The organism is Cupriavidus sp. HMR-1, from assembly GCF_000319775.1.
GTDB lineage: Bacteria > Pseudomonadota > Gammaproteobacteria > Burkholderiales > Burkholderiaceae > Cupriavidus > Cupriavidus metallidurans.
The window spans coordinates 78,868-105,671 of record NZ_ANKP01000024.1 but is presented as its reverse complement, the minus strand read 5'-3'; the positions used below and the strand labels follow the sequence as shown (position 1 = coordinate 105,671).

Genomic DNA, 26,804 nt, shown 5'->3' with positions numbered 1-26,804 from the left:
CTCTCCCAGCTGAGCTATAGCCCCATAGTTACTGCCATTTACTGCAATCTTGCTCACCAGATTTACTGCGTTTCTGGCGAAGCGGCGATTATAAAGCATTCTCACCGTTTTGCAAGCCCCGTTCGATTTTTCAACCGTTCCGCTTGACTCGCGTCGTGCAGCGGGGAGAACGAGATTATGCTGAAGTCTCGACCAGAGCGCAAGCCCCAGCCGAGACTTTTTCAGCAGTTTTTTACGCTGCAGCCAGACGGCGCAGCACCGTGTCGCGACCGAACAGTTCAAGCACCGCGTCGATGCTCGGCGTCTGCAACTGCCCCGCCACCAGCAGGCGCACCGGCATCGCCAGCTTCGGCATCTTCAGGCCGAACTCGGCCAGCACTGCCTTGAACGCGGCACTAATCGCTTCGCGCTTCCACTCCGGCAGCGCCGCGAGTTGCGTGGCCAGTGCCTGCAGCGCGGGGCGAATCTCGTCCGTCAGATGTTCCACCTTCAGCGCCGCATCGGCCTGCGGCTCGCCGCGATAGAACAACATCGCGGTCTGCGCCACTTCCTTCAGCGTGTTCGCGCGATCCTTGACCAGCGCGATCACGTCCACCAGGTTCGCGCCCTCGACCTTGCCGCCGAGCGCCTCGATGAACGGACGCGTCAGATCTGCCAGGCGCGTGTTGTCACCAACCTTGATGTAGTGGTTGTTGAGCCACGCCAGCTTTTCCGGGTTGTATTGCGCCGGGGACTTGCCCAGGTGCTCCAGATCGAACCATTCGACGAACTGTTCGCGCGAGAAGATCTCGGCATCGCCATGCGCCCAGCCCAGTCGCGCCAGATAGTTCAGGACGGCCTCCGGCAGATAGCCCTCATCCCGATATCCCGTGACGGGCAGCGCGCCATGGCGCTTACTCATCTTCTCGCCCTGCTCGTTGAGCACGGTGGGCAGGTGGGCGTAGACCGGCACCTCACCACCCAGGGCGCGGATGATGTTGATCTGTCGCGGCGTGTTGTTGACGTGGTCATCGCCCCGGATCACGTGGGTGATCTTCATGTCGAGGTCGTCCACCACCACGCAGAAGTTGTAGGTCGGCGTGCCATCGGGGCGGGCGATGACGAGATCGTCGAGTTCATCATTCGAGATCTCGATGCGGCCCTTCACAGCGTCGTCCCACACCACGCTGCCGCCGATCGGGTTCTTGAATCGCACCACGGGCTGCACGCCAGCCGGCGGCTCGGGCAGCACCTTGCCCGGCTCCGGACGCCAGAAGCCGTTGTACCGCGGCTTTTCGCCGGCAGCACGCTGCGCTTCGCGCAAGGCGTCGAGCTCCTCGGTACTCATATAGCAGTGGTAAGCCAGCTCGTTGTCGAGCATCTGCTGTACCACCTCGCGGTACCGGTCCATCCGCTGCATCTGATAGAACGGGCCTTCGTCGATGTCCAGATCGAGCCAGGCCATGCTTTCCAGGATGACGTCGACGGCAACATCGGTCGAACGCTCGACGTCGGTATCCTCGATACGCAGGATGAAGTCGCCCTTCATGCGGCGGGCAAACGCCCACGGATAAAACGCGGAGCGAATATTGCCGAGGTGAATGAAGCCGGTCGGACTCGGTGCGAAGCGGGTGCGGACGCGTTGTGTCATGGTTCGGGGAAACAAAAAGGCCCGCGCACGGATGCGCGCAGGCCGGATGTCAGGTAGGGTAGGAGGAAGGTCATTGCTGACCCCCTCCCCCCTAAGAACCGTACGTGCGAGTTTCCACGCATACGGCTCAAGCCTCTACAAAATGAATGAATTAATCAAACACCGGCTTCACAGCAACTTGTCCATAGAAGTGGACTTGGACGTGACAATCGGGGTGCACCAGAACGCGATTTCCTAGAGCGTCCGAACCACCGGAAACCCGTGATTCGATGTGATGGTCATCCCATCCCGTCTCTTTGGTTATCTTACCCTGGCATACCGCACACAAGCCTCGCTGGGACATGAACAACTTTGCCCACTGCTTTCGGTACGACATGCTTTCTGCCATGCGTTCCTGCCGCAGCGTTTCGCCGTACATTTCCTGCGCTGGGTCGAAGGGATTGTAGTCCCCGCGAACCTTCTTGTGCCTTCGGATAGGCGTACCCGATACCGAGTACAGCGACATCCAATGACGTTCGCCCGCCTTGTCTAAAACATTGGTCCCAAACACCCAGTGTCGTGCACCAACTGATGCGAAGTACTTCGCTCGCACCCACTCAGCACTCTTCCCTCGGTGTCGCCGTTTTGCCCACCACCATAGCACCTTGAAAATCAGGTAGTCCATCTTGGTGAACGCCGCTTTCGCAACCACTGGGCTGTGATACTGCGCCCAGCCCCTCAGCATCGGGTTCAGCAGGCCAATAAGATTCTCCTGCTTCGCCATCTTCTTGGCACTGATAGTTTCCTTCACCTTGCGATAGAACGCTTGCGCGTTCTTCTTGCTCGGCTTGATGAGTAGCGTTCCCGAGTACTTCCGGAAATTCCACCCAAGGAAGTCAAAGCCTTCAGCGATGTTGACGATTCGCGTTTTCTCCGTGGAAAGAGTAAGTCCCCGTACTGCTAGGAACTGTTCGACCCACGGCTTCACTTCTTGCTCCAAGACTTCCGGCGTGTTGCCAGTGATCACGAAGTCATCCGCATACCGTACGACATTCACCTTTAGCTTCCGCGTATTGGTAACTCCCAGTTTTGCCCGCAGGGACGCCACCAGTTGTCGTTCCAATCCGTTCAATGCCACGTTTGCCAAGGTCGGGGAAATGATGCCCCCCTGTGGTGTTCCAGCATCGGTCGCCTGAAACTGGCCCTGAAATACCACGCCAGCCCTCAACCACTTCCGAAGGATTGCTTTGTCCATCGGGACATTGCGCTCCAGCCAGTCGTGACTGATATGGTCAAAGCACCCCTTGATATCCGCTTCCAGTACCCATTGAGCTGAGGCTCTCTGGTGTAGGGACGCAAATAGCTGGGACATGGCGTCCGCCGTAGAGCGATTGATCCGAAACCCGTAAGAGTTTGGATCGCTCGTCCCTTCGGACACCGGTTCCAGCGCCAGCAGATACAGCGCCTGCATGGCTCGATCGTGCAGAGTCGGAATACCCAAAGGGCGTTCCTTCCCATTTGCCTTAGGGATGTACACCCGCCTTAACGGCAGCGGACGATACCCCCGGCGCTTCAACCTCCCAATGGCTTCCCACTGGGCTTCAGGCGAGTCCCACTTTACGCGGTCGACGCCTGCCGTCCGCGCTCCTCGGTTCATCGCCACTCGTCTCACCGCCGATGCTTTGGCAGAAAACGAGCGGGTCAGGGACCGCTGCAAGGCTTTCACCCTGCGCCAATCCCCTTCCTGTGTCGCCTTCGCAATTCGAATCTGCATTGCCCGAACGTTCCGTTCGACGCGGCGCCAATTGATGTCGCCCCATCGCTGCGGAATGCCGGAGGGCGCAGATTCATCCTCACGGATCAATGCTTCCATGCTGCTCTCCTATCTTGAGGACTTCCCCAAACAGCAGAGACAACATGCCCCTTGAGGGACAGGTTGCCCCTCAAGGGAAGAAAATTAAACAAGCGAGTTCAGTCAGTCGTCTTGCGACGAGTAGACCAGTTGGAAGTCTGCCCGCTTTCGCGTGGGATGATGTTTCAACCCCTATCCGAGCCATTACAGCCCGGCATTCGCTTTTTCCAACCTCCCATACCCGCACAGCCAACAGCGTTCCTTGCGGTTCGCCTGCCTGGGCCAAACTGCGCCCCGGCAGCCATACGGGCTTACCACGTTCCCTGCGCATTACACGACTGGGTTAGGGCCTGCCTCTTCACCGGTGGTCTAAAGGCGACGTACTCCGACATTCCAACGGAGTACCCGACCACACACCTTTTTGGTTAGTGCCTGTCAGCAGCTTTGGCACTGCAATGCTTACGGTGTTTATCAGCAGTTCACATATGTTGCCCATACCAGCCAGCCTAGCTCCTTGACCCCATTGCTGCTCGGAGTCTCTACGCCCCTACCTCACGATAGAGACGCACCCTTGCGGGGGCTACATTGTCAGGAGAGCTTCACACCCCACCGTTACCAGTGACGCATGTCTCCCTAGGCTACTGCTAGTCGCATAGCAGGTTCTCTATCGAGGCATCCTCACGGATGTACTCGGCTGAACCATAACGCGCAGAGCTATACGCTCCGGGAACCTCACTTCCTTACTTCAGTGCCTCCGTACTAGCAGGCGCTTGACGAGGATGATCTCTTGCGAGCACTGATCCTCGCCCCAAAGAACGTAGCTCCAGCCCTATTGGGCCGGTTTGAATGCTATGTAGCGAAGACGCAGCAAACTACCGCCGCATATTCGCCCACACCTCCGTAGAGAGTGCGTACTGCAAAGACACCTGCCCAAAGGCAAGCGTCCCCGCCTTTGGGCAATGGCTGGAGATCCATCCAGCAGAAAGCAAGCTACGGATCGACCGATACTCCGGCTTCTCCGCAACACATGGACTCGCACCGGCCTTGCGGCTGGGCTTGTCAAAGCAAGTAATGGTTGAGATTGGACGGTTCAGGCCGAAACCTTCCCCTTGTCTCAACAAAGGTCGATGCTCCTTACGTTGGAGCTACCCGGACACGAGAGTGCGTGTCGCACGGAATGCTGCATTATACGCGCTGCCCGATACGATCTCCGCCGTGGAATCATTTATGCTGCCGCCAGTCTGACACTCGGCCATGCGCGATGCGGGGCCCCACAGTGCCCCCGGCATCACATCCAGCAAGATCTCCTTTCCTCGATGCAACGACGAAACTTCCTGGGCGCCTCGGCAGCGATGCTGCTGGCAGCCTGCTCCTTCGGCCCCAAGCCGGACGCGACGAACCCTGGCACCACCGCCACCGTGCCACCCGTGGCGACCACCCCGCCCCGGCCCATCCGCATCGGCCTGGCGCTCGGCGGCGGAGCGGCGCGTGGCTTCGCGCACATTGGCGTGATCAAGGCGCTCGAAGCCCAGGGAATTCGCCCGGATATCGTCACGGGCACCAGCGCGGGCTCAGTGGTAGCGGCACTCTACGCGTCGGGCATGGATGGCTTTACGTTGAACAAGCTCGCGCTGACGATGGACGAAGCGACCATCGCCGACTGGGCCCTGCCCTTCGGCACACGCTTCGGCGGCTGGCTCAAGGGCGAGGCGCTGCAGAACTACGTCAACCGCCTGGTCAAGAATCGTCCGATCGAGTCGATGAAGCTGCCGCTCGGCATCGTTGCCACGGATCTCAAGACCGGCGAGCGGATTTTGTTCCGGCGTGGCAATACCGGTCAGGCGGTACGTGCATCGAGCAGTGTCCCGGGCGTATTCCAGCCGGTGGCGATCGGCGGCCACGACTACGTCGATGGTGGCCTGGTGGAGCCGGTACCGGTGGATGCCGCCCGCGAGATGGGCGCCGATTTCGTGATCGCGGTGAATATCTCCGCCGATCCGGCAAGCCAGAAAAATGGCGGGCAGAGTGGCGTCCTGCTGCAGACAACGGCCATCATGGGGCAGTCGATCAACAAGATGGCGCTGGCGCGCGCCGACGTTGTGATCCGGCCCGACCTGCCGGATATGGGCGGCAGCGATTTCACGTCGCGCAATCGGGCGATCCTGGCTGGCGAGCAGGCCACGTCTGCGGTACTAGCGGCGTTGCGTGAAAAGCTGGCCGCCGCGCGCAATCGTCCGACGACGGGCGGAACCATCGCGACGCAATAAGCGGCGACCCGCCGCGCCCGAACATCACCCTCCCCCAAACAGCACGCAACAAAAAAGGACTGCCTGAGCAGTCCTTTTTTGTTTTGCCTTCGGGATTTGCCGCTTCAACAGCCGCAAACCTTAGGCGCCGTACTTAGCCACCGTAAAGCGAGCGGCCCTGGGCATTCGGATCGTAACGCTTGAGCGTCTCGATCATGTTGCTGGTGTTCTCGACCGAGCCACGCGCCGAATCGTCGATGCGGCGGGCGCCGTTGTAGCGTGTCACCCAGTAGGCGGCACGCATGTCGTCGACACGGATCTTGCTGCCGGTGGAAGGCGCATGCACGAACTTGTTGTCGCCAATATAGATGCCGACGTGCGAGAACGTGTGGCGCATGGTGTTGAAGAACACCAGATCGCCGGGCCGCAGATCGTTCGCCGCAACCGTGGCGCCAACCTGGCTCATTTCGACGGAGCGACGGGGCAACATGAAGCCGAAGGTGTCGTTGAACACGTAGCGGACGAAGCCGCTGCAGTCCAGACCCGACTCGGGGCTGTTACCGCCGAAGCGATAACGAACACCGATCAGACCCAGCGCGTTCATGACCAGGTCGCCAGCTTTCGTGGCGACATTGCTGGTGGAGTTCATCATCGACGACAGCAAGCCACGCTTGCCTTCCGGATGCGCGTCCGTGACATCTGCACGGGCGTCGATCCGGGCGTCGGTATCCTTGAACACCGTATCCGCCAGCACTCCATTCGACACAGTCGCACCGCAGACAATGGCAATTCCAACGGCGGCGCGCGCCAGGGAATGAAGTACCGTTCGCTGCATTGGTTCTCCTGATGATCGGACAAATCTGACCGGCGAGTAAGACATCACCGGACAGCGTGAAAACATCAGGGCGGATCGGACGCAAGAAGTACGCCAGTAGAAAAGCTCCCGTCTCGCACCAGCCGCGTGCACTGCCGGTCTTCCCCAAGACCTCACGCGGCGGACGAACCACCCCCAAAAAACTTATCGGGCGATCTTAAAGTAGCCGCCCTTGACATGTCAAAGATGGTTACAAATTTCCCGCAAATCGCCTGCAAATCAACGAACTAGCGCAAAAAACGCATCCAGTTTCTTGGTTTTCGCATAAACAGCGCATGTTACGTCGGCGTGTCAATGCATGATGCGACGCACATCAAATCAAGCCACACCTAGCTGGGCCGCCGCCATCAGCTTGCGTGTATACGAATGCTGCGGTGCGCCGAGTACCGTTTCGGTCTCGCCCGATTCCACGACCTCGCCGTTCTTCATCACCACGACCCGGTGCGCCATGGCGCGAATCACGGCCAAGTCGTGACTGATAAAGAGATAGCTGAGGTTGTACTTGTGCTGGAGCTGTGACAGCAGAGCCAGCACTTGCTGCTGAATCGATACATCAAGTGCAGAAGTCGGCTCATCCAGCACCAGCACCTGAGGTTTCAGGATCAGGACCCGGGCAATGGCGATACGTTGCCGCTGGCCGCCCGAGAACTCGTGCGGGTAGCGCCCCAGCGCGGTGCGGTCAAGCCCCACTTCGCGCAGTGCCTCGATCACGCGCTCGCGCGTTGCCTCGCGCGACAGGCCCGGCTGGTGCAGCGCGAGCCCCTCCTCCACGATCTGCTCGATCGTCATCCGGGGGGACAGCGACCCGAACGGATCCTGGAATACCACCTGCATCCGCGAGCGCAACGCGCTGCGCTCCTTGCCCGTGCAGGTATCGAAGCTGCGGCCCAGGAACTGGATCGTGCCGCTACTCTTGCGCTGAAGCGCGAGCACGGCGTGCGCCAGCGTCGTCTTGCCCGAGCCCGACTCCCCCACGATTCCGACCGTTTCCCCTTCGCGCAACTGCAGGTTCACCTCCTTCACAGCCGGGAATGCTTCCTTGAGGAACCAGCCCGCCATGCCAGGACGCTTCTTCATGTAGTTGACGCACAGCGCATCGGTCTCCAGCAACACCGGGGCCAGCGGCACCAGCGGCAACACCTCGCGCCGGGGCCGACTGTCGATCAGCTTACGTGTGTAGGGATGGTGCGGATTGGAAAAGACCTCGGTGGTCTCGCCCGTCTCGACCAGGACGCCCTTTTCCATCACGCCCACGCGCTGGGCGAACGCCCTGACCATGTTCAGATCGTGCGTGATCAGCATCACCGCCATGCCGAACTCGGCCTGCAGGTCCCGCAACAGGTCCAGGATCTGGGCCCGGATGGTCACGTCCAGCGCGGTGGTCGGCTCGTCGGCCAGCAACAGCTTGGGGCGGCACGCGAGCGCCATGGCGATCATCGCGCGCTGACGCTGACCACCCGACAACTGGTGCGGGAAGCTATTGAAACGGTTGGGCGCGTCGGTGATGCCGGTGCGCTCGAGCAGCGCAATCGCGCGATCACGGGCGGCCCGGCGGTCCAGTCCTTCGTGCAGCGCCAGCGTCTCCACGATCTGGTTACCGATCGTGTAGAGCGGGTTAAGCGCCGTCATGGGCTCCTGGAAGATCATGGCGATCTCCGACCCACGAATGCGGCGCATCTCGCGATCGGACACCTGCAGCAGATCCTCGCCCTCGAAACGGATCGAGCCCTGATAGTGCGCATCCTCGACCAGTCGAAGCATCGCCAGCGCGGTCACGGTCTTGCCCGAGCCCGATTCGCCGACCAGCGCGTAGCGCTCGCCGGCCCGAAGGTCGAAACTCACTTCGCGCACCGCGCGCGTGGCGTGCTCGCCCTCTCCGAAGGTGACCGACAGGCGGTCCACGCACATTAGCTTGGTACCCGGTGCTGGCACTGCCGCCGGTTCGGTAAAGGTCATGGCCGTGCTCATCGGACGGCCTCCGCTGCCCCGCCACGTGCCGGCACCTTCGGCGCCACGCGGCCGCGCATCTGGGCCAGGCCCATGCGCGTGTCGAACGCATCGCGCAGCGCGTCTCCCATGAACGTCAGCAGCAGCAGTGTCAGCACCAGCACCGCGAAGGTCGACAAGGAAATCCACCACGCATCGAGATTTGCCTTGCCCTGCGCCAGCAGCTCGCCCAGGCTAGGTGTGGTCGGCGGCACGCCGAGACCCAGGAAATCCAGGCTCGTGAGCGCCAGAATCGCTGCGCTCATCCGGAACGGCAGGAAGGTGATCACCGGTGTCAGGCTGTTCGGCAGGATATGCCGCCACATGATCTGCACGTTGGACAAACCCAGCGCGCGGGCCGACTTGACGTAGTCGAGCGAGCGATTGCGGTAGAACTCGGCGCGCACGTAGTCGGACAGCCCCATCCAGCCAAACAGCGACAGCAGGATGATCAGCAGCGCCAGACTCGGCTCGAAGATCGAGGCAAAGATGATCAGCAGGTACAACTCGGGCATCGAGCCCCATATCTCGATCGCGCGTTGCGACATGAGGTCGAACCGGCCGCCGAAGAACCCCATCAGCGCGCCCGTCAGCGTGCCGACCAGCACGCCGATGATGGTCAGCGCCAGCCCGAACAGCACGGATACGCGGAATCCATATAGCAACCGCGCCAGCACATCGCGGCCACGGTCATCGGTGCCAAGCCAGTTTTCCGCCGAGGGCGGCGCCGGATTCGGCTCCTTGGCGAAGTAGTTGATCGAATCGTACGAATAGCGGTTCAGCGGAAAAATCGCGAAATTGCCATGCGTCGTGATTCGATCGAGGATGAACGGATCGAGATAGTCGGTGCGCGTCGGGAAATCGCCGTCGAACGTGGTTTCCGGATAGACCTTGGCGATCGGCAGGTAGTACTCGCCCTTGTAGCGGACCACCAGCGGCCGGTCGCTCGACAGCACCTCGGCGCACAGGCTCAGCACGAACAGCGCCACGAACAGGATCAGGCTCCAGTAGCCAAGCCGGTTGCGACGGAATCGTTGCCAGGCGCGCTGGCGCGGAGACAGCGAGTGCGGCAGCCCGTTCTGGATTGGGGCGCGTTTGAAGGGATTCATCGATGCATCCCCTCGAAGTGAATACGGGGATCGACCATCACGTAGCAAATGTCCGAAATCAGGCGCGTCACCAGACCAATCAGCGTGAACAGGTATAGCGTGCCAAGCACCACGGGGTAATCACGACGCAGCACCGCCTCATAGGACAGCAGACCCAGCCCATCGAGCGAAAACAGTGTCTCGATCAGCAGCGAGCCGGTAAAGAACGCGCCGATAAACGCCGCCGGGAACCCCGTCACGAGCGGAATCAGCGCGTTACGGAACACATGCTTCCAGAGCACGCGGCGCTCGGACAGGCCCTTGGCCCGCGCGGTCAGCACGTACTGCTTGCGGATTTCCTCCAGGAACGCATTCTTGGTCAGCATGGTGACCACGGCGAAGCTGCCCACGACCGATGCGGTGATCGGCAGCACCAGGTGCCAGAGGTAATCCATCACCTTGCCCATGAGCGACAACTGGTCCCAGTCATCGGAGGTCAGGCCGCGCAGCGGGAACCACTGCACGAACGTGCCGCCGCCAAACAGCACCAGCAGCAACACGCCAAGCACGAAGCCCGGGATCGCATACCCCACCAGCACGATCATGCTGCTGATCACATCGAAGCGGCTACCTGCCCGGATTGCCTTGGAGATGCCCAGCGGCACCGATATCAGATAGGTCAGGAAGAATGTCCAGAGCCCCAGGCTGATCGACACCGGCATCTTCGACTTCACCAGTTCCCAGACGCTGCGGTGCTGGAAGTAGCTCTGGCCGAGGTCAAACTTTGCAAAGCGCTTGAGCATCAGGAAATAGCGCTCGATCGGCGGCTTGTCGAAGCCGTACAGCGCCTGGATCTCCTTGATCTTGTCCGGGTCCACGCCGCGACGGCCGCGATACTCGGCACCGCCGCCGCTGGCCTCGGCGGCACCGCCCCGCCCTTTCATCTCGAGCATCATCTGCTCGACCGGGCCCCCGGGCACGAACTGGATCACGACGAACGTAAGCGTAATGACACCGATCAACGTCGGAATCATCAGCAGAATGCGCTTCAACAGATAGGCAAGCATGGCCGTCCGGGTTCGGGATTACTGGGTCTTTGGCACCAGGTCATTGCGCCACCAGTTGGAGAGGATCCAGCCTTCCGCCGTGTAGAAGTACGGCAGACGCGTCGGGTACGCCATCTCTTTGCGATATGCCACACGATGGAACGCACTGTACCAGTTTGGCACGATGTAGTAGCCATGCATCAGCACGCGGTCGAGTGCGCGGCCGGCGGTGACCAGTTCATCGCGCGACCGGGCGTGCAGCAGCGTGTCGACAAGCTTGTCGACCGCCGGCGACTTCAGGCCGAACAGGTTGTCGGAACCAGGCGTGCCCGCCGCTTCGGCCGTGAAGCGGTCGCGCAGTTCGTTGCCAGGGCTCTGGGAATCCGGGAAACGGATCGACACCATGTCGAAATCGAAATCCTCGAGTCGCTTCTGGTAGAGCGCGAAGTCCGTGGTGCGCTGGTTCACCTCGATGCCGAGCTTCTCCAGGTTGCGGATGTAGGCCGTGATAACCCGACTCATAGCGCCGCCGTCATCCAGGAATTCGAACACCATCGCCTCGCCCTTGGCATTGCGCAGCGCACCATCCGAATAGGTCCACCCCGCCTGCGCCAGCAATCGGCGCGCATCGCGCAGGTTGTCGCGCAGGGAGCGCGGCGGGTTCGTCGTGGGCTGCACAACATCAGCGCCGAACACTTCGGCCGGCAACTCGGCGCGTAGCGGCTCCAGCAACGCCAGTTCGCCCGGCCCCGGCTTGCCATCGAAGGTGGTGCTGGCAGCCAGTTCGCTGTTGGAGAACCAGCTGTCGAGCCGCTTGTAAGCCCCATAGAACAGTTGGCGGTTCAGCCACTCGAAATCCAGCGCGAGGATCAGCGCCTGGCGCACCCGCACATCCTGGAACATCGGCTTGCGCATGTTCATCACGAAGCCCTGCATCCCGGCGCCGTTGCGGTGCGGGAACTCGGTCTTGATCAGTTCCCCTTCCTCGAAGCGCTTCCCGACGTAACTCTTGGCCCAGTTTTTCGACCGATATTCGACGATTGCGTCGAACTCACCGGCCTTGAATGCCTCGAGCTTGGCCGTCTCGTCCTTGTAGAGACGGTAGACCACCCGGCCGAAATTGAACGTGCCGCGGCGTACCGCCAGATCCTTGCCCCAGTATTTCGGGTCGCGCGCGAAGACGATGCCGCGCCCGGCGTCGTAGCGTTCGATCTTGTACGGTCCGCTGGTGATTGGCTCCTCGAAGGTCAGCTTGTCGAACGACACCTTCTCCGTCCACTTCTTCGAGAACACCGGGAGCGAGCCGACGATCAGCGGCAGCTCGGGATTGCGTTGCTTGAAGTCAAATCGCACCGTGCGTTCGCCGGTCACCACCACGGCTTTCACATCGGTGCACATGCTGCGATAGCCCGGGCTCGCGAACTTGCTCATCAGCATGTCGTACGAATACTTGACGTCCGACGCCAGCACGGGGTCACCGTTGACGAAGCGTGCCTCGCGGCGAATATGGAACGTCACCGACAACTCGTCCGGCGCCACCGTGACATCGTCGGCCAGCAGGCCATAGGAGCTGGCGGTCTCGTCTGCGCTACTGATCAGCAGCGATTCGAACATCAGGGCGTTGAGCCCCGGCGCGGACGTACCCTTCAGGGTGAACGGGTTGAACTTGTCGAAACTGGTGCGTCGGTCCGGGTTGGCCAGCGTCAGCGTGCCCCCCTGCGGGGCATCGGCATTGGCGTAGTCGAAATGCTTGAAGTCCGGCGGATACTTGAGGTCGCCGTGGAGCGCAAAGCCGTGGGCAGCGAAAGCAGATAAGGGAAAACCCGAAGCCAGCACGATCGACAGCGCCGCCCACCCTTGCACTACCGCGCGTCGACAGAAGCACTGCCCTGCCGCCCGAAGCGGCCAACGTGCACGAATCAGCATCCGGTTGCAGACCTCCACAATGCTCAGGACAGCCCGGCGGCTTGTGGCCGGGCGAAGTTGTGCGACAATTTTACATGCGTTCGGGTGGCCAACAGCCATCCGGACATTCCCTCTACGCGGTGCAACAAAAGCGGGAAAGTTTGCTTATTGTGCATCGGCCATGGGCCATCGCATAAAATACGCCCGCCCCACACATATTTGGAGAATCTATGGGATTTCTGGCAGGTAAGCGGATCCTGATTACCGGTTTGCTTTCGAACCGCTCGATCGCCTACGGCATTGCAGCAGCGTGCAAGCGTGAAGGCGCGGAACTGGCGTTCACTTATGTCGGCGAACGATTCAAGGACCGCATCACGGACTTCGCCAAGGAATTCGGCTCCGACATGATCTATGAGTGCGACGTTGGCAGCGACGAACAGATCGACGCCACGTTTGCCGCACTGGGGCAGCGCTGGGAAAAGTTCGACGGTCTGGTGCACTCGATCGGCTTCGCGCCGCGCGAAGCCATCGCCGGCAACTTCCTGGACGGGCTGTCGCGTGAAGGCTTCCGAATCGCGCACGATATCTCGGCCTACAGCTTCCCGGCACTGGCCAAGGCCGCGATGCCGCTGCTCAACGACAAGGCATCGCTGCTGACGCTGACCTACCTGGGCGCCGAGCGTGTGGTACCGAACTACAACACGATGGGCCTGGCCAAGGCTTCGCTCGAAGCCAGCGTGCGCTACCTGGCGTCGGCGGTCGGCCCGCGCGGGATGCGTGCCAACGGCATTTCGGCCGGTCCGATCAAGACCCTGGCCGCCTCGGGCATCAAGGACTTCAGCCGCCTGCTCAAGCATTTCGAAGACGTGGCACCGATCCGTCGCAACGTGACGATCGAGGAAGTCGGCAACGTCGCGGCCTTCCTGCTGTCGGATCTGGCCAGCGGCGTGACTGGCGAGATCACGTATGTCGACGGCGGCTACAACATCGTGGGCACGGCCGTCGAGGACTGATCCGGGCTTCGCACCGCCCCTGCGATCCAGGCGCCCCAACACGGGGCGCCTTTTTCTTTCTTCAGGCCACGGCCTCGATCGCCGCCACGGCCCGCCCGGCGGCCGGCGAGAGCGTCCGCTGCGCAAGCCGCACGACCGCGAACTGCATTGTCATGGCGGGCAGACCCGGAACGTCGAGCGGCACCAGACCCCCCGCCGCCGTCTCATCGCGGACGGCACGCGCTGGCGCCAGCAACACCGCATCGGTGTGTTTGGCGAGATAGGTCAGGGCCCGGAAATCGTTGCTTTCGACCTGGAACGGCAGCGCCTCCCCCGGCTTGCAGCGCAACACCTTGCGCAGCCGCTCGTGCGTTTCGGGCGGGAACACCACCGATACCAGCGCTGCCTCCCTTAGCGCCGGCAGCAACACGGGCCGCCCCGCCAGCGGATGCCCCTGCCGCACGAACAGGCCAGCCGACTCCTCCGGCAGCCGCTGCACCTCCAGCTCGGCCAGGGTCGGCACTGTGCTCTGCTCGATCACGACGAAATCCAACCGCTCGGCGCGCAACGCGTCAAGCAGCGCGCGAGGATCGCTGACCTCGGTCGCAATCTGCAGCCCGGGCCACTCCCGGTGCAGCAGGCAGAGCACCTCCGGCAGCAGCATCGCTGCCGGAAAGGCGCCGAGTCCGATCTGGACGCTGCCGATCTCGTGCTGCCGCACCAGCGTCAGGTCGCGGGTCAGGCAGTGCGTCTCGAACAGGATGCGCCGGGCGCGCTCGGTGACCATGCGCCCCACAGCGGTCAGCGTCACCCCGCGTGTGCCGCGATCGAACAACACCGCGCCCGCTTCCTCTTCCAGTGTCTGGATGCTTCGCGTCAGCGCCGGCTGACTTAGATGAACCCGCCGCGCTGCTGCTGCCAGTGAGCCTTCTTCCGCCACCGCGACCAGATGTTCGAGCCGTTTGAGATTCATATATGCGTAAATTGCATTGCTGCGATACTAAATTTGCACTTGAATTATAGGTCCGCACCGCATCCAATGACTCTTTTACCGACTCAGTCCTGTAGAGCCCACCCATGCGCATTGCCCGCTTGACCGTCCTTGCTTCCGCCGCGCTGACGATGTCCGTCGCGCTCGCCGGCCCGAATCCCGCCACTCCGCTGACCGAGCAATCAAACGCCGCATGGCTGCGCAAGCTGCCGTTCGCCGACCGTGCCGATTTCGAAGACGCGAAGCGCGGACTCGTGGCGCGCTTCCCCGAGGCGACGATCAAGAGCGCCGACGGCAAGACGGCGTGGGACTTCGGCGCCTACGCCTTCGAATCGGCGGCGGACGCCCCGCCCACGGTCAACCCGAGCCTCTGGCGACTGGCACAACTGAACAACGAAGCTGGCCTGTTCAAGGTGGCCGACCGCGTCTATCAGGTACGCGGCGCCGACCTGGCAAACATGAACATCGTCGAAGGCGACACCGGCCTGATCATCATCGACACCCTGCTCACGGCCGAAACCGCCCGGGCCGCGCTCGACCTTTACTACGCGCACCGTCCACGCAAACCCGTGCTGGCCGTGATCTACACGCACAGCCACGTCGATCATTTCGGCGGGGTACGTGGCATCGTCAGCGAGGACGATGTGAAGTCCGGCAAGGTCGAGATCCTGGCGCCGAATGGCTTCATGGACGAAGCCGTCAGCGAAAATGTGCTGGCGGGCGGCGCGATGGGCCGACGGGCGCAGTACATGTACGGCACCAACCTGCCGAAGAACGCCACGGGCCAGGTCGATACCGGCCTGGGCAAAGCCACCGCGCGCGGCACCATCACGCTGCTGGCGCCCACCTCGTCGATCACCAAGCCGATCGAGACGCGCCGGATCGACGGCATCGACTTCGAATTCCAGCTCACCCCGGGCACCGAGGCGCCCGCGGAGATGAACATCTATCTGCCGCAGTTCCGCACGCTTTGCATCGCCGAAAACGCGGTGCGCACCCAGCACAATCTGCTGACGCTGCGCGGCGCGCAGGTGCGCGACGCCAAGGCATGGTCTTATTTCCTGAGCCAGTCGCTATTGCGCTACGGCGATCGGACCGATGTGCTGATCGGCCAGCATCACTGGCCCACCTGGGGCCACGCACGCATCGTCGAGATGCTGTCCGACCAGCGCGACATGTACGCCTACCTGAACGACCAGACCCTGCGGCTGCTGAACCAGGGCCTGACCCCGCTCGAGATCGCAGACACGCTCAAGACGCTGCCCGAGCCGCTGGCCAGCAAGTGGTATGCACGGGACTACTACGGATCGGTCAGCCATAACGTACGCGCGGTCTACCAGCGCTACCTGGGCTTCTACGATGGCAACCCGGCCCACCTGAACCCGCTGCCGCCCGAGCAAACGGCCAGGAAGACCATCGAATGGATGGGTGGCGCCGATGCCGTGCTGGCCAAGGCGCGCGAGGCTTATGCGCGGGGCGACTACCGCTGGGTGGCGCAGATCGGCAATGACCTGGTTTTCGCCGATCCATCGAACGCCGCGGCGCGCGCACTGCAGGCCGATGCACTGGAACAGCTTGGCTACCAGAGCGAGAACGCCACGTGGCGCAACATCTATCTGACCGGCGCCCAGGAGCTTCGCGATGGCGTGCCCAAGCTGCAGGGCAGCTCGCTCGGCTCGGCCGATCTCGTGCGCGCGCTGACGGTGCCGAACTTCTTCGACTACCTGGCCGTGCGCCTGAACGCGGACAAGGCCGCCGGCAAGGCCATGACGCTGAACTGGCAGTTCACCGACCTGAACCAACGCTACGCGATGACACTGCGCAACAGCGCGCTGACTTACGTGGCCGATGCCCAGCACGCGCAGCCGACCGCCACGGTCACGCTGACCAAGGCCACGCTCGACAAGATCAGCCTGAAGCAGCTCACCCTGCCGCAGGCCATGCAGTCGGGCGCGATCCGCATCGATGGCAACCCGCAGGCCGTGGCGGGCCTGTTCGCCATGCTCGACACGTTCGACCCGGCCTTCAATATCGTCACGCCGCACGGATACCAGAAGTAATCACGCGGTTCGCCACGCCGGCTCCAGCTCGAGCCGGCGGCTCGCATCCCCTGCTTTGGTGTGGGAACGCTACATTCAAGCCAAACGTCAAATGTGTCGATAACCGTGCTAAATGTCATAACAATAACCAGCACGAGTCATGGCCCTTACCATCGCCAGCAATGTCCTGGCGCTCAGCGCATCCCTGCAGGCGGGGAAAGCGAGCAACGCAGTGGGCGACACCATTCGACGCCTGTCTTCCGGGCTGCGAATCAACTCCGCGCGGGACGACGCAGCCGGCCTCGCCATTGCCAGCCGGATGCGGGTGCAAGTCAGTGGGCTGAACCAGGCACGACGTAACGCGGGCGACGGGCAATCCATGCTGGAGACTGCCAGCGGCGCCCTCGACTCCCTGAACGCACGCCTGCAGCGCATTCGGGACCTGAGCGTTCAGGGCCTCAACGGCACACTTTCGCTCACGGATACCGATGCGGTCCAGGCCGAAATCAATGCGAACCTGAAGGAAATCGACCGACTCACGCAGCAGTCCACGTTCAACGGCTTGCGGCTGCTGGACGGCAGCGCTGGCATGGTCAACCTGCAGGTCGGCGCGAACGATTCGGACAAGTTGTCCGTGAACCTCGGTGGTTCCGGCTTTGGCGTCAACGCCCTGGGCCTGAAGGACTTCACGATCGCCGGGCTGCCCGGCACCGTCAGCGGCCTTGGCGTGCTCCAGGGCCGCAGTACCAATGTCATGATCGACAGCCCGACCACCACCGTCCACTGGCCAGCGGGCAGCACGAGCCCCAACCTCGTGCGGGACGCCAACGGCACCTTCTACGTGCAGGACGTGGACGGCGCCGGCAAGCCAACCTATCAGCAAGTGGGGTACCGGCCGACGACCGATACGGTAACGGGACTCAGCGACGTCGCGCTCTCTCCGTCAGGCCCGCCAGTGTTCCAAAGCCCGGCGGCGGTGGCATCGCGCGCCATCGGCGTGCCGAGCCTGCTTGACGATACGAATGCACCGATCGCCGGTGCTTCGCTGGTCCAGGCCGACGATGGCCGCTATTTCATCCGGAAGGCCGGCAACTACTATCAGGCCAGCCTCGGTTTCGGCACCTCGGGAACGGTCACTGCAAAGGCCGCCGACATGACGTCGCCGCTGACCGCGGCGGATTTCTCCACATTGCCGGCAACGGTCACGCAATCGCCGCCCGTGGACCCCGCCACCGACACCGTCGCGTTCCAGGACGCCAGCGGCGTCAGCCTCAGCGCATCCGCCTCGCGCCTGCTTCAACGCAACAATGGTACCTATGTGATCGAGGTGGATGCGGGCGGCGGCAATTTCCGCTATTACGATGCAGCGCTCACCATGAGCGACGACGGCACCACTCGGACCATGACAGCCAGGGCGGTGAGCACCACCTACCAGTCGTTCACGGACTTGCCGTCGGTCAGCGGTGATTCGACGGTGACCATCGACCCGGCAAGGGTCTCGGTCAACTACACCGATCGAAACGGGGTGACCTATGGCAACGTGCTCGGGCTCGACGCCAGCGGCAACTACGTGTTCAACCTCCCGCAGTCGGCCAAGACCGGCACGCTGGTGACCGCGCAGGACGGTTCGCAGTACATCCGCACCGTCAACGGCAGCGAAGACGTACTGATCTTCTACCCATTGACGTTCACTGCGTTGACCGACGCCTCCACCAACAAGACGGTGCTCAATGTGGTGGAAGCCGGCGAAGGCATCCGTCTCAAGCAGCCGCTCGATCCGCTGGCAACGCTTGATCGCGCGCTCGCGGCCGTCGACGCCCAGCGCAGCCTGCTGGGCGCGGCGCAGAATCGACTCGATTCGATCACCAATGCCCAACAGACGACCGCCACCAATCTGGATACGGCGCGTTCACGGATCGAGGACGCCGACTATGCGGTCGAGGTCTCGAAGATGACTGCCTCCCAGATCGTCAGCCAGGCAGCCACGGCCATGCTGGCACAGGCCAACCAGCAGTCCCAGGCGGTGCTTTCGCTGCTGGGTCGGAACTAATTGCGGCCGACGCCAGCGGCTTAGGACAGGCCCCGCCGCTGGCTGACGTCGCGGAATCGATCGTGGGCCAGGCCAATGGCAACAAGGAGAGCCCACCGGCGCTAGCGCCCCCGCCGTTCACCCGGCCGATCACAATCCCCATGCATCGCGCAGTACCGTTCCAGCAGCACTGATTCCCGATCGCTCAGTACGATTCTGCCGGGCTTGTCCGGCGACTGCTCGCCAGGCGCCCAATAGTGTCGATGAGACGCTAAGTCGCGCCATACGGCCCAGACTGACAGCCCCACCATCGCTACGACGTAGATGGCGACATAGACGTTGTTTCTACTCACAGCTCCCTTCCGCATACAGCTCGACGTTTGCCTGAAGCAGCAACGCTAAGCCGCCCACGCCACCGCTTCGCCCGGACTGGTCTCGTTTCTGACCACGTTTCTGACCACGTGTGGTCGCGCGACCAGCGCATGCCGGAAAAGCGATCAATACCAGACTAGTCCGGCCCGCCGGCCGGCCGCGCGTCGGTACCCTGTTCGATCCTGATTTGCGGGCGAGAGCCGCACATATGTGTCCGGCGTACATTGCGCCCGATTGCTTGCGACCGCCGCAACTTTGCCAACAGGCTGACGATGCCCAGCAAGCGCTACATTGCCCATTCCCAGAGCTTCGCGAACACCATCGGGAGTTTTCACCCCGGTCGCTCCCGGTTTCTTGTGTTCCTGATCACGCTCTGCTTCCTCGGGCTCGCTATCCGCGCCATCTGGATCGCCGGACCTGGCAACGCGTTCTACCAGCAGCAAGGCGATTTACGTGTCAGGCGGCAGCTCGATGTTCCGCCGACGCGCGGGCGAATTCTTGATCGCAACGGCCATACGCTCGCACAGAGCCTCCCGGCCGGCGCCATCTACTTGAGCCCCCGTCAGATGGCCTCCAGTGACAAATACACGGGGCTTGCGGAGGCACTCGGTATGCCCCTGACAGAGATCGAGGCGGCATCGGCATCGGACCGGGGCTTTGTGTACCTCAGGCGCCAGACCGACGCGGCAACGCTGGAGCAGGTCAAGACGCTTGCTCTGCCGGGCGTGGGAACGGTACGCGAGTTCAAGCGTGTCTATCCATCTGGCCCGCCCTTCGACGCCCTTCTCGGGCTGGTCAATCTTGACGGCATCGGCATCGAGGGACTGGAACTCGCGCTCAATGACCGGCTGAAAGGCGTGCGCGGACGGAGCGTCGTCGAGAGGGACCGCCTTGGCAATACGCTCTCCCAGTTGGTGATTGCCGAGGCCGAGGACGGCGGCGATATCCATCTGTCGATCGATGAGCGGCTGCAAACCGCCACATACCAGGCACTGCAGCAGGCATCGGAAACGGTCAAGGCTCGATCCAGCCTTGCCGTGGTCACTGACGTCAAGACCGGCGAGATCCTCGCCGCTGCAAGCTGGCACGCCGATAGCAGCAAACGTCGCGCTGCGGCGCTGATCGACGCCTTCGAGCCAGGCAGCATCATCAAGCCGCTGATCGTCGCGGGTGCGCTGGAACTGAAGCGCGTTGCACCAGACACGTTGATCGAGACGAACGGCAGATTCGATTTTGCCGGCGCGAAGATCACAGACGTCCGGAACTTCGGCCAGCTATCGGTCGCGGGCGTTATCGAGAAATCGAGCAACATTGGCATGGTGAAGATCGTCTCGCGCCTCTCGCCGGACGAACTGTGGACGCACATGCACGCGCTCGGCTTCGGACGAAAAGCTGACTCGTTCCTGTTTCCCGGCCTGGGTAGTGGTCGCATGCATAGCGCGCGAGGGATGACGCCGATTACCCAGGCGACCATGGCCTATGGATACGGGCTGACCGCCTCCGCGCTGCAGATTGCGCAGGCATATGCGGCGATCGGCAATCGCGGCCAGCTTGTCCCCCTTACGCTCGAACGGCGGCCAGCAGGAAGCGAGACGCGCGGCACGCAGGTGCTGACGCCAGCAACCGCGGAGGCCGTGCTGGCCATGCTCGAACGCGTGACCGGCGCCGGAGGGTCAGGCCGACAAGCCCGCGTGAACGAGTACCGCGTCGGCGGCAAAACGGGCACCGCCTATCTGCACGTCCCGGGGCGTGGATACGACAAGAAGCGCTACCGTGCGTCGTTTGCCGGTGTGGCCCCCCTGTCCGCGCCCGAGATCGTTGTCGTGGTCAGCGTCGAGGATCCCAGCGAAGGCAGTCACTTCGGCGGCAAAGTCGCGGCGCCAATCTTCGCGCAGATCGTCTCGCGTGCCATGCAGTTGCGGCATGTGGTTCCAGATGCCCCACCGGCAGAGGCCAATATCGCACATTGAGTTCCGGTTCGGGCCAATTCCAGACCAGTCCTGTATGCAGCCCGGAAGCCGTCCGACAGACTGGTGGACATTGCCACCCTCAGGACATACCGGCGCGCGGCGATCCACGCGTGCCCAACCTTCAGCGATGCCAACAGAGTCAAAGCCGGAAACCACCAGCACTCCCGGACGGGCCCGGATTGCAACCTGCCTGGGCGCGCTTGCCGGTCTCCTTATCGCGCTGGGAATGGCCTTCGGCGCCTGGCACGTCCATCAGACATGGCTGTCGCTCCCGGACGTCACGAGCCTGGCCGCGTTCAAACCTGACAGGCCGCTGCGTATCTATTCTCAGGATGGCATCCTCCTGGCCGAATATGGCGACGAGCGCCGCGAGATCGTCCCGCTTTCCAGAATTCCGGTCGTCGTGCAGCAGAGCCTGCTGGCGATCGAAGATGCCCGGTTCTACGAACACGGTGGCGTGGACTTCTCGGGGTTGTTCCGCGCTGCATGGGCCAATTTCGCATCGGGCCGGCACGCGCAGGGGGCTAGCACCGTCACCATGCAGGTGGCACGCCGTCTGTACCTTTCCAGCGAGAAGACCTACGACCGGAAGCTCCGTGAAGTTCTTCTGGCCTTCAAGCTGGAGCAGCAATTCAGCAAGCAACGGCTGCTCGAGGTCTATATGAACCAGATCTACCTGGGCGAGCGCGCATACGGCTTTGCTGCCGCAGCGAGCATCTATTTCGACAAGTCACTCGACCAGTTGACCCCAGCGGAAGCGGCCCTGCTCGCGGGCCTCCCCAAAGCACCATCCGCATTCAACCCCACGGTCAATCCGGAGCGGGCCCGCGTACGCCAGCGGTACATCCTCGCGCGCATGCACGAGCTTGGGTATCTGGGCGACGAACAATATGCTTCCGCATTGGATGAACCGCTTCGGCTGAAGCCGCGTAGTTATGCCATCGATCCGGCATTTGCCTTTCCGGTGGAGCGCGCACGCCAACTGGTCGTGGACCAATACGGTGAACGCGCCTATCGGGATGGCCTGGACGTGACGCTAACCATTCAAACCGCCACGCAGGCAGCCGCATACGATGCCCTGCATGACGGCCTGCTTCGCGCCCAGCAAAGACGACGCTATATCCCGCTGGGGCGGGTGGCCATCGACGCCAATGGGCCAACGTCGGGGCTTGACGACTATCCGGATCGGGACGGCCTCACCACGGCCGTCGTCACCGCCACGGCCGATCGCGGCGGCCGCCTGACGGTCAAGACACGCGATGGCACGACCCTTCGCGCGCATGCACCCGCGTATGCCGCGACGCCGCTGACGCGCGGCACGGTCGTCACCATGGCAAGCCTGGATGGCAAATGGGAGATCGCGCAAGCGCCCGACATGGAGGGCGCATTGGTTTCCATCGATTCTGTCAGCGGCGATGTCGTGGCGTGGGTGGGTGGCTATGACTTCCATCGCGGCAAGTTTGATCACGCCGTGCAGGCATTGCGCCAGCCGGGCTCCTGCTTCAAACCCTTCGTCTACTCCGCCTCTCTCGAAAAAGGCTACTTTCCGGGAACCATGGTGGACGACAGTCAGCGGGTACTGGACTCGACCGTCACCGGTGCCCGGCCCTGGCGGCCCAAGAACTACGGCGGCCGCTACGACGGCTTCATCACGGCGCGCGAGGGACTTGTCCGCTCAAAGAACCTGGTGACGGTAGGGCTGACGCAGGCTTCCGGCATCGGTTACGTGCGGGATTTCGCGCTGCGATTCGGCTTCGCGCCAGACCTGAATCCCGGCAGTTTCCCCCTGGCGCTGGGCGCCGGCAGCGTGACGCCGATGCAATTGACGCAGGCGTACGCCGTCTTCTCCAACGGCGGCTATCTCGTTCAGCCGCGCCTGATCGCCCGGATCGTGCAGCGCGGCGACCAAGAACTCTACACATCGGCCGGAGACATCGAGCGCAAACAGATCATCTCCCCTCGCAACGCGTTCATCATGGACTCGCTGCTTCGCGATGTGGTTCGGAAAGGCACCGGTCGCGCGGCGGCCCGTATCGACAAGGCCGACGCTGCCGGCAAGACGGGGACCTCGAACGATGCCAGGGACGCATGGTTCGCCGGATACGCGACGGGGCTGGCGACCACCGTATGGGTTGGCCATGACCAGTTCCGCAGCCTCGGGGCGGTCACGGGCGGGACGCTTGCGCTGCCGATCTGGACGGACTTCATGCGTCACGCCACGGCTGACCGTGCCCCGATCAGCAGAGCGTTGCCGGACGATGTTGTCGAGGAAAACGGCGACTACATCTACCGCGAGTATCGTTCGTCCGCCTGCGTGAGCGATTCCCACGCATTCATCCGGACGGGATACCGCTGCGCATCCGAGCCCGCGCCCATCCCGACACGCGAGCAGCAACGCGAGCACGAGCAGGTCCTGGAGTGGTTCCGGCAAGACGCCGATAACGTGTGACGCCTCGGGCGCGATTGCTGCAAGGCTTATAATTCAGCGCCTGCGATACGTCTTGGAAGCCGCAAAATGCCCATTTCGATCATGGTCCTGGATGACCACGAAATTGTTCATCAGGGAATCGTCCGGGTACTGCAGCAGAACTCTGCATTCGCAATCCTCGGGACATTCACCCGCAGCAGGGATTTCGTGCAGGCGCTCAGGAACAAGGCCCCGGATCTTGTGATCATCGACTATGCGCTGGAGCCTTCGGATGCGGACGGCATCGGCGTTATCCGAATGATCCGGCGACAGTATCCGGGCATCAAGATCCTCGTTCTATCCGCCCATGACAGCCCCGTCACCATCGCCCTGGCAATGAAGGCGGGGGCCGATGGGTACTGCATCAAGAACGGCTCGATTGCCGAAATCACGGCGGCTATCGCCAAGATACTCCGGGGGGCAAGCCATATCCCAGCCCAGGTTGCTTCGCTTTCCGTGTTCGGCAAGGAGCAGGGTGAAGGCGCAACGGGATCGGGGGACCTCACCGCCGCGCTGACCGAGAAGGAACGCGAGGTGCTCAGGTGCTTTCTGGACGGGATGACGGTCAACGAGATCGCCGCGAAATTCTCGCGCAGCAAGAAGACGGTGAGCGGCCACAAGCAGTCGGCGCTCCGCAAGCTGGGTATCCGCTCCGACAACGATCTGTTCAAGGTGCGCCATCTTATCTGACCCACGCCCAGCGACTTGCCCGCAACCCAAGACGAAGATATCGATGTCGGCACCGAATCCCCACGCATCATGAAACGGGCACTGCTCCTGATCCTGGCTGTCCTGGCCGGCTTCGTTCCGTATGCCCGCGCCATGGCGCAAAGCCCCTGGGGAGCTGCGGAGGAAGCATGGCTGAAGGAGCACCATGTCCTGCGTATCGCGGTGGACCCCTACTGGCAACCGCTCGAATATGTCGAGAAAGGAACCGCTCACGGGCTCAGCATCGCCTATATCCATGCCATTGCCGATCGGCTTGGCATGACGGTGCAATTGGTGCCCACGAAGTCATGGTCGGAATCCGTGCGCAAGCTTCTGGATGGCGAGGTGGACGTGCTACCTGCCGTGCCTGACTTCCAGTTGCCCAAGTCCGCTGGAACACGGATTGCGCTGACACGTCCCTACTACGTCGGCACGACACTGGTCGTTGCAAATGCGCGGGACAAGAACTACTTCGATTTGTCGAGCCTGGGCTGCATTACCGTAGCGGTCAAGGAAGGCGGCGCCTATCACCAATGGTTCGAAGGGCACCCGTTGTCTTGCACGCGGATACTCCCGGAGCCGAGCGACAGCATGGCATTGGCGGCGGTTCGCGACGGCAAGGCTGCCGCCGCCGTCGGGCCGAGCGCGGTACTGCATCCGCTCATCCGGCTGCAGTACGACAAAACGCTTCATATCGCGGGGACCATCGCCGAGCTGCCTCTGGTGCTGCGCATGGCCGTCCGCCAGGATTCCGCGCCGCTGCTCTCCCTGATGAATCAGGCGCTGGCTTCGCTCAGCGCCGGGGAAACCGACCAGCTCTATCAGAACTGGCTGGAGGGCGCGGATTATCTTCAGCCATCGCTCAAGGCACTCTGGCACTACTACGGCACCACGATTGTGCTTTTCTTGATCGTCCTGATATCACTGGGCGTTTCCGTCTACCAGGCGATGCGTGCCCGCGCAAATGCCTTGAAGAGCGAGAAGGTGAAATCCGAGTTCATGGCCATCATGAGCCATGAGATACGGACGCCCATTAGTGCGGTCGTGGGCGCGCTGGAGTTACTCGATCGGGAAGACAACAGCACGCCAAGACGAGAGCTTCTTCATCGGGCTCGGGAAAGCGCCGACTCGTTGCTCGCGGTACTCAATAACGTCCTGGACTATTCGAGCATCAGCACCGGGAAGATCCTCGTGAAGCCCTCGGCGCTGCGTGTAAACGATCTCGTCCGCTCGGTGCTCAATGGCTTCGAGGCCATCGCCGATCGCAAGGGCATTGCGCTCCAGCTGAACGACCAGTCTGGCGGTCACACCATCGACCTGGACGGTAATCGCATACGCCAGGTGCTGGGCAATCTCGTGGCAAATGCGATCAAGTTCACCGAGCAGGGTGCCGTCACGGTCGACGTCCGGCTGTCCCGGTCAGAGCGGTCGTCGGAACGCGTCACGCTGGCGATCCGCGTGAGCGACACGGGCATCGGTATCGCGCCAGAGGATCAACCTCGGCTGTTTCTGCCCTTCAGCCAGGTGGGGAACGCCCGTCAACGCCAAACGGGTAGCAGTGGCCTTGGCCTCTCCATCTGCAAGAAGCTCGTGGAAGCCATGGGGGGAAGCATCTCGATCTGGAGCACCCTCGGGCAGGGTACGACGGTCGAATTCTCCCTGGAAACGACGATTGCCGACACACAGGACGAAGCCGCCTTGCCCCCCTCGCCACAGGTGGCAGCAAGCGTCTCCGGGGCGATTCTGGTCGTCGAAGACACGCCGGCCAACCAGTTGGTGCTCATGGAGCAGTTGCGCGCGCTTGGGTATGACCCGGTGCTTGCGGAATCCGGCGCCCAGGCCATCGACCTGTTCTCGACTCGATCGTTTGCCGCCATTCTGCTGGACCTTCACTTGCCGGACGTCGACGGCGTCACAGTCGCAAAGCAAATGCGCGCGCGGGAGGACTCGACGCATTCGCAACCCACACCAATCATCGCCGTGACGGCCGAAGCCGGGCCGGAACAGGCATTGCGTTCGCTGGATGCGGGCATCGATTGCGTTCTAGCCAAACCGATCAATCTGCAGGGATTGCAGGAAACATTGCACCTGTGGATTCCGGATTGCCACGCGACTGGCGCCATCGGGGCGCCTGCTCCCGACGCACTCAACGCACTCGACGCACGCGACGCCAGCCATTCCAGCCTTTTGGAACGTACCAAGACCATGGCGGAATACGCGCTGCTCGAACTTGCGGCCCTCGATGCCGCCGCGCGGGCGCGAGACCCTGTCATGGCCAGACATCATCTCCATCGCCTAAAGGGGACACTGCTCCAGTCCTCGCAGCTCACAAACCTGGCTGAGAGCATCCCGTCCATCGAGGCCAGCCTCGACAAGGACGTCGACTGGGATGGCGTCGTCCTGAGCCTTCAACACCTTCGATCCGAGATTCTCAGGCAGTCGGCAGATGACGCTTGATGCTGGCGAGCGCTGCTGATCGCCCTCTTCCGGCCTCCACCTCGACATCCGGCTAGCGCGGCGCGCTTGCGCACACCGAACGATTCAGATCGCGCAGACAACGACTGCGCGAGATTGCCCGCCGACGGTATCGGTAAGCGCTACCGAGAGTTACTTCCACATCACTAAATGAT

At 62.4% G+C, this 26,804-nt stretch carries 16 protein-coding genes; 8 read left to right on the top strand and 8 right to left on the bottom strand.

Annotated features, from left to right (window positions below; translation table 11 throughout):
• Window positions 1-232: 232 nt before the first annotated feature.
• Together gltX and ltrA are read right to left on the bottom strand one after the other, a co-directional pair.
• Entirely contained in the window at window positions 233-1,630 is a 1,398-nt protein-coding gene (gene gltX / locus D769_RS02325) for a glutamate--tRNA ligase (RefSeq protein ID WP_008641708.1), read from the bottom strand.
• 151 nt (window positions 1,631-1,781) lie between these two features.
• Window positions 1,782-3,482, bottom strand: coding sequence for a group II intron reverse transcriptase/maturase (ltrA, locus tag D769_RS02320; RefSeq protein ID WP_008641702.1), 1,701 nt, complete (start codon window positions 3,480-3,482; stop codon window positions 1,782-1,784).
• 1,295 nt (window positions 3,483-4,777) lie between these two features.
• On the opposite strand from ltrA, the gene D769_RS02315 reads away from it, so the two are divergent.
• Window positions 4,778-5,728, top strand: a complete 951-nt coding sequence (locus tag D769_RS02315) for a patatin-like phospholipase family protein (protein ID WP_035882313.1) — start codon at window positions 4,778-4,780, stop codon at window positions 5,726-5,728.
• A gap of 133 nt (window positions 5,729-5,861) precedes the next feature.
• Here the strand turns inward: D769_RS02315 and D769_RS02310 are convergent, their stop codons facing one another.
• The 5 genes from D769_RS02310 to D769_RS02290 all read right to left on the bottom strand — a co-directional run bounded on the left by D769_RS02310 (window position 5,862) and on the right by D769_RS02290 (window position 12,627).
• Window positions 5,862-6,542 carry a C40 family peptidase gene (locus tag D769_RS02310; RefSeq protein WP_008641698.1) on the bottom strand — a complete coding sequence of 227 codons (681 nt, stop codon included), beginning with the start codon at window positions 6,540-6,542 and terminating at the stop codon, window positions 5,862-5,864.
• Window positions 6,543-6,899: 357 nt separating this feature from the next.
• On the bottom strand, window positions 6,900-8,549 hold the full coding sequence (locus tag D769_RS02305) for an ABC transporter ATP-binding protein (RefSeq protein ID WP_008641696.1): 1,650 nt from the start codon (window positions 8,547-8,549) through the stop codon (window positions 6,900-6,902).
• Window positions 8,546-9,676, bottom strand: a complete 1,131-nt coding sequence (locus D769_RS02300) for an ABC transporter permease (protein ID WP_008641695.1) — start codon at window positions 9,674-9,676, stop codon at window positions 8,546-8,548. The genes D769_RS02305 and D769_RS02300 overlap by 4 nt, the downstream gene beginning before the upstream one ends.
• Complete coding sequence (gene yejB, locus D769_RS02295) at window positions 9,673-10,722, bottom strand: microcin C ABC transporter permease YejB (protein ID WP_008641693.1); 1,050 nt, start codon at window positions 10,720-10,722, stop codon at window positions 9,673-9,675. The genes D769_RS02300 and yejB overlap by 4 nt, the downstream gene beginning before the upstream one ends.
• Before the next feature lie 18 nt (window positions 10,723-10,740).
• The gene (locus tag D769_RS02290; RefSeq protein WP_008641692.1) at window positions 10,741-12,627 is read right to left on the bottom strand and encodes an extracellular solute-binding protein; all 1,887 of its coding nucleotides are present in this window, start codon (window positions 12,625-12,627) and stop codon (window positions 10,741-10,743) included.
• A 209-nt stretch (window positions 12,628-12,836) separates the two neighbouring features.
• Here D769_RS02290 and fabI point away from each other — a divergent pair, with 209 nt between their 5' ends.
• Window positions 12,837-13,619 carry an enoyl-ACP reductase FabI gene (gene fabI, locus D769_RS02285; RefSeq protein ID WP_008641690.1) on the top strand — a complete coding sequence of 261 codons (783 nt, stop codon included), beginning with the start codon at window positions 12,837-12,839 and terminating at the stop codon, window positions 13,617-13,619.
• A 61-nt stretch (window positions 13,620-13,680) separates the two neighbouring features.
• Here fabI and D769_RS02280 read toward each other — a convergent pair whose 3' ends face one another.
• A complete protein-coding gene (locus D769_RS02280) occupies window positions 13,681-14,571 on the bottom strand; it encodes a LysR family transcriptional regulator (RefSeq protein ID WP_008641689.1) in 891 nt (296 codons plus the stop codon).
• A gap of 104 nt (window positions 14,572-14,675) precedes the next feature.
• On the opposite strand from D769_RS02280, the gene D769_RS02275 reads away from it, so the two are divergent.
• The 6 genes from D769_RS02275 to D769_RS02250 all read left to right on the top strand — a co-directional run bounded on the left by D769_RS02275 (window position 14,676) and on the right by D769_RS02250 (window position 26,631).
• Window positions 14,676-16,649, top strand: coding sequence for an alkyl sulfatase dimerization domain-containing protein (locus D769_RS02275; protein WP_008641687.1), 1,974 nt, complete (start codon window positions 14,676-14,678; stop codon window positions 16,647-16,649).
• A gap of 139 nt (window positions 16,650-16,788) precedes the next feature.
• The gene (locus D769_RS02270; RefSeq protein ID WP_008641685.1) at window positions 16,789-18,678 is read left to right on the top strand and encodes a flagellin; all 1,890 of its coding nucleotides are present in this window, start codon (window positions 16,789-16,791) and stop codon (window positions 18,676-18,678) included.
• Between the two features lie 623 nt (window positions 18,679-19,301).
• Window positions 19,302-20,999 carry a penicillin-binding protein 2 gene (locus D769_RS02265; protein WP_241227833.1) on the top strand — a complete coding sequence of 566 codons (1,698 nt, stop codon included), beginning with the start codon at window positions 19,302-19,304 and terminating at the stop codon, window positions 20,997-20,999.
• A gap of 226 nt (window positions 21,000-21,225) precedes the next feature.
• A complete protein-coding gene (locus tag D769_RS02260; RefSeq protein ID WP_008641683.1) occupies window positions 21,226-23,448 on the top strand; it encodes a PBP1A family penicillin-binding protein in 2,223 nt (740 codons plus the stop codon).
• A 66-nt stretch (window positions 23,449-23,514) separates the two neighbouring features.
• Window positions 23,515-24,156: a response regulator transcription factor gene (locus D769_RS02255; RefSeq protein WP_008641682.1), complete on the top strand. Its 642-nt coding sequence runs from the start codon at window positions 23,515-23,517 to the stop codon at window positions 24,154-24,156.
• Between the two features lie 15 nt (window positions 24,157-24,171).
• Window positions 24,172-26,631 (top strand): ATP-binding protein, encoded by a 2,460-nt coding sequence (locus D769_RS02250; RefSeq protein WP_040010829.1) that lies wholly within the window; start codon window positions 24,172-24,174, stop codon window positions 26,629-26,631.
• Window positions 26,632-26,804 lie beyond the last annotated feature (173 nt).

Excerpts from the sequence above, each read along its gene's own strand:
- gltX (WP_008641708.1), bottom strand. The coding sequence starts at position 1,630 with ATGACACAACGCGTCCGCACCCGCTTCGCACCGAGTCCGACCGGCTTC.
- ltrA (WP_008641702.1), bottom strand. The coding sequence starts at position 3,482 with ATGGAAGCATTGATCCGTGAGGATGAATCTGCGCCCTCCGGCATTCCG.
- D769_RS02315 (WP_035882313.1), top strand. The coding sequence starts at position 4,778 with ATGCAACGACGAAACTTCCTGGGCGCCTCGGCAGCGATGCTGCTGGCA.
- D769_RS02310 (WP_008641698.1), bottom strand. The coding sequence starts at position 6,542 with ATGCAGCGAACGGTACTTCATTCCCTGGCGCGCGCCGCCGTTGGAATT.
- D769_RS02305 (WP_008641696.1), bottom strand. The coding sequence starts at position 8,549 with ATGAGCACGGCCATGACCTTTACCGAACCGGCGGCAGTGCCAGCACCG.
- D769_RS02300 (WP_008641695.1), bottom strand. The coding sequence starts at position 9,676 with ATGAATCCCTTCAAACGCGCCCCAATCCAGAACGGGCTGCCGCACTCG.
- yejB (WP_008641693.1), bottom strand. The coding sequence starts at position 10,722 with ATGCTTGCCTATCTGTTGAAGCGCATTCTGCTGATGATTCCGACGTTG.
- D769_RS02290 (WP_008641692.1), bottom strand. The coding sequence starts at position 12,627 with ATGCTGATTCGTGCACGTTGGCCGCTTCGGGCGGCAGGGCAGTGCTTC.
- fabI (WP_008641690.1), top strand. The coding sequence starts at position 12,837 with ATGGGATTTCTGGCAGGTAAGCGGATCCTGATTACCGGTTTGCTTTCG.
- D769_RS02280 (WP_008641689.1), bottom strand. The coding sequence starts at position 14,571 with ATGAATCTCAAACGGCTCGAACATCTGGTCGCGGTGGCGGAAGAAGGC.
- D769_RS02275 (WP_008641687.1), top strand. The coding sequence starts at position 14,676 with ATGCGCATTGCCCGCTTGACCGTCCTTGCTTCCGCCGCGCTGACGATG.
- D769_RS02270 (WP_008641685.1), top strand. The coding sequence starts at position 16,789 with ATGGCCCTTACCATCGCCAGCAATGTCCTGGCGCTCAGCGCATCCCTG.
- D769_RS02265 (WP_241227833.1), top strand. The coding sequence starts at position 19,302 with ATGCCCAGCAAGCGCTACATTGCCCATTCCCAGAGCTTCGCGAACACC.
- D769_RS02260 (WP_008641683.1), top strand. The coding sequence starts at position 21,226 with ATGGCCTTCGGCGCCTGGCACGTCCATCAGACATGGCTGTCGCTCCCG.
- D769_RS02255 (WP_008641682.1), top strand. The coding sequence starts at position 23,515 with ATGCCCATTTCGATCATGGTCCTGGATGACCACGAAATTGTTCATCAG.